Source organism: Streptomyces sp. NPDC005151, from assembly GCF_053599875.1.
Window position 1 is genome coordinate 1 of sequence record NZ_JBSFYR010000231.1, and the last position, 2,367, is coordinate 2,367.

A 2,367-nucleotide genomic window follows, 5' to 3' on the forward strand; every position below is an offset into this window, starting at 1 on the left:
CATCTGGGACCACGTCACCGGAGTCGTCGGCACGGCCGCAACGGCCTGACCCAGGGCTGACACCCGAGCCGACCACGCCCTGGCACGCCATCAGGCCCTCGCACACCCAACAACGTGACAACGCCCTTCCACCTCCTGGAAGCTCTCCCAGTCCGGAAGGTTGATGGCAACCAGGACCTCGCCATCGTGCGGGTGGCTGTTCGGTGTGCAAGCGGCGATCAGCTCGGACATGGTGACCTCCCGGTTCGAGGCGGCCGGGGATAGTTGAGGCCCGGCCGCGCCTGGCAGCCGGGTCTGCTGACGCGGCAGCGGTGTGGGCTCCCTTACGGTCGGGTGAGAATTTCGGCTCCGTTGTCGGTGATGGCGATGGTGTGCTCGCTGTGCGCGGTCCGGCAGCCCGTCGCGCTGCGCAGCGTCCAACCGTCGGCGTCGGTGACGAGTGTGGCAGTGTCGGCCATGACCCAGGGCTCCAGGGCGAGCAGCAGTCCGGGGCGCAACTTGTATCCGCGGCCAGGCCGTCCGGTGTTCGCGACGTGTGGGTCCTGGTGCATGGTCGAGCCGATGCCGTGGCCTCCGAACTCGGTGTTGATCGGGTAGCCCGCCTTGCTGAGGACCGTGCCGATGGCGTGGGAGAGGTCGCCGATGCGCGCCCCAGGCTTGGCGGCGGCGATGCCGGCGGCGAGTGCACGTTCGGTCGTCTCGATCATCGCGACGCTCTCCGCTGGCCTGGCCTTGCCCACCAGAAAGCTGATCGCGGCGTCCGCGGCCACCCCGCCCCTGGCTACAGCGAGGTCGAGAGTCAGCAGATCCCCGTCTGCCAGCGTGTAGTTGTGAGGCCGCCCATGGAGCACTCCGTCGTTGACGGCCGTGCAGATGTAGTGCCCGAACGGGCCGCGCCCGAAGGAAGGCGCGTAGTCGACGTAGCAGGACTGCGCTCCCGCCTCGGTGATCATCTCCTTGGCCCACTGGTCGATGTCCAGCAGGTTCGTCCCGACCGTGCTGCGCTGCTTCAGCGTGTGCAGGATGTTTCCGACCAGGGCGCCGGTGTCCCTCGCCCGCTCAAGCCGCGCGGAGTTCAGGATCTCAATCATGGGGGACCTCTCATGTACGTCCAATAACTATCCCGGTCTAACTGTACCGGTATTAGAATGGGGTCATGGTCAGGTTGCCGCTCACCCCCGCCGAGGTAGAACGCGGACAGCGCCTTGGCGCGCTGCTCCGCCGAGCCCGGGGCTGCCGCTCGATGCTGGACGTGGCGCTCGCTTCGCACATCTCGCCGGAAACTCTGCGGAAGATCGAATCCGGCCGTGTGGCTACCCCCGCCTTCCCGACCATCGCAGCGATCGCCGACACCCTCGGCCTGTCTCTCGACGCCGTCTGGGCCGAGATTAGCCAGGCGGAGCGAACCGCCGAGGATCAGTCGGTCCTGCCTGTCACACGGCATCCATCGCTGGTTTCGTAACGCCGCACTCAGAGAGTCAGCGGTTCACTGACCGTGCTGTGCCGGTACGCCTGCGCGCACGCTGATCACCTCGTCGACCAGCCCGAGCACCGCCTCGCGGACCTCGGCGGCTACACCGACCTGGCCGCCTGTCGGCTCCGTCGCTTCCTGCCCGAAGGGCGCGAGCGCCCACCGAAGGCCGACCAGATGCTTGGTGAACACCAAGCCGTCCATGCCTGCGACCAGGCGGTTGCAGGCAGGCCGTGACCTAGGTGTACTTGGTCATGACGTTGGTGACAGTCGGCTGATCGGGGGCTGGCCGCCGAGCGCGGTGGGACTGTAAAACGTTCGGCTCTGTTCCGTAGTCGGTGGTGACGGTGCGTTCTCTTTATTGGAGGAGGATGCGGTGGCGGAGGAGGTCGAATCCGGCTCGGCCGTGCATCTGCCGCATGATCTTCTTCGTGCGGGTGTTGACGCCTTCGGTGCGGCCGTTGTGGTGGGGCAGGGTGAGGCCGGCGTTCACAGCGGCACGGTCGAGTTCCAGGCCGTTGCAGAAGCTGTGCAGGTGGGGCAGGTTGGTGGCGCGGACATCGACGATCCACTGGGTGAGCTTGTTGTCGTTGGCCTGGGCCGGGGTCAGGAGGGCGCCGAAATCGCCCGTGAGTCGGGCGAGTGCGGTCATCTCCGGGCAGGCAGCTGTGAGGATGCCGAGCAGGTCGGTGTCCTTGGTCCACAGGTGCTCGGGGCGGGTGAGCAGGAGCCGGGTGAGGCGGCGTGGGGTTGTCACGGGGCGGTCGCCTTCGGCGCGGCCTTGGTTGAGGTAGCGGACCAGCAGGCACTGTCACGTTGGCTGACCGGGTGGGATGATCTTCGTGTTGATCATGCTGGGAAGGGGATCGCTGGTGTCGTCTGTGCCGCCGTCGTAC

At 67.1% G+C, this 2,367-nt stretch carries 3 protein-coding genes and 1 pseudogene; 1 reads left to right on the top strand and 3 read right to left on the bottom strand.

All coding sequences use genetic code 11. From position 1 onward, the window contains the following. Positions 1-323: 323 nt before the first annotated feature. A complete protein-coding gene (gene map / locus ACWD6R_RS40315; RefSeq protein WP_351201546.1) occupies positions 324-1,091 on the bottom strand; it encodes a type I methionyl aminopeptidase in 768 nt (255 codons plus the stop codon). Positions 1,092-1,156: 65 nt separating this feature from the next. Between map and ACWD6R_RS40320 the strand changes: the two genes are divergently transcribed. After that, positions 1,157-1,462: a helix-turn-helix domain-containing protein gene (locus tag ACWD6R_RS40320; RefSeq protein ID WP_028804781.1), complete on the top strand. Its 306-nt coding sequence runs from the start codon at positions 1,157-1,159 to the stop codon at positions 1,460-1,462. Positions 1,463-1,486: 24 nt separating this feature from the next. On the opposite strand, the gene ACWD6R_RS40325 is transcribed toward ACWD6R_RS40320, so the two are convergent. After that, complete coding sequence (locus ACWD6R_RS40325; RefSeq protein ID WP_451823307.1) at positions 1,487-1,675, bottom strand: hypothetical protein; 189 nt, start codon at positions 1,673-1,675, stop codon at positions 1,487-1,489. Positions 1,676-1,829: 154 nt separating this feature from the next. Next, positions 1,830-2,276 (bottom strand): annotated as a pseudogene (locus ACWD6R_RS40330) (transposase); the annotation flags it as partial. Between the last annotated feature and the right edge of the window lie 91 nt (positions 2,277-2,367).

Excerpts from the sequence above, each read along its gene's own strand:
- ACWD6R_RS40320 (WP_028804781.1), top strand. The coding sequence starts at position 1,157 with ATGGTCAGGTTGCCGCTCACCCCCGCCGAGGTAGAACGCGGACAGCGC.
- map (WP_351201546.1), bottom strand. The coding sequence starts at position 1,091 with ATGATTGAGATCCTGAACTCCGCGCGGCTTGAGCGGGCGAGGGACACC.
- ACWD6R_RS40325 (WP_451823307.1), bottom strand. The coding sequence starts at position 1,675 with ATGGACGGCTTGGTGTTCACCAAGCATCTGGTCGGCCTTCGGTGGGCG.